Here is a 555-nt window from a genome sequence, read left to right as displayed (position 1 = left end):
ACGGGTACGCCAGCACCATGCCATCTCCTCGATTGCCGACTTTGTGGCCGCCCGTTATGGTAAAAGCGGCCCTCTCGCCTCACTGGTCACCATTCTGGCGGTGATTGCCATTATTCCTTATCTGGCCTTGCAGCTACGTGCTATTGCACTCAGTGCGACAGTTATTCTGGAACCTTCCTCAGGTATGAGTAATACTACCAATGGCGTGCTGTTCCTGACAGGTATTCTCGCCATTCTGGCCATGATTTTTGGTACCCGGCAGATTGCCAACACCGAACAGCACGGCGGCCTGATGCTGGCAGTGGCTTTTGAATCGTTTGTCAAACTGTTTGCCTTGCTGGCGGTCGCCTGTTTCTTCATGTTTGAAGCACCGGAGAACCTGACCCAGATCAGTCATGATATCAGTAGCACTTTTCATGACGTCCAGGTGTTCGGCGTACCGGAAAGTTTCTGGACGCAAACCCTGCTGGCTGCATTGGCCATTATCTGCCTGCCACGCCAGTTTCATGTGGCTGTGGTAGAACTGCGCGATGAAAAACATATTCGCGGGGCACG

1 pseudogene is annotated in these 555 nt (G+C 53.0%); it reads left to right on the top strand.

What is annotated here, in order from left to right:
- Window positions 1-555, top strand: a pseudogene (locus E2K52_RS14640) (hybrid sensor histidine kinase/response regulator); the annotation flags it as partial.

Origin of the sequence: Acinetobacter sp. RF14B (assembly GCF_006864105.1) — a bacterium.
Lineage (GTDB): Bacteria > Pseudomonadota > Gammaproteobacteria > Pseudomonadales > Moraxellaceae > Acinetobacter > Acinetobacter lwoffii_C.
The sequence above is the reverse complement of the archived record's forward strand: the minus strand, read 5'-3'. Positions and strand labels throughout refer to the sequence as shown.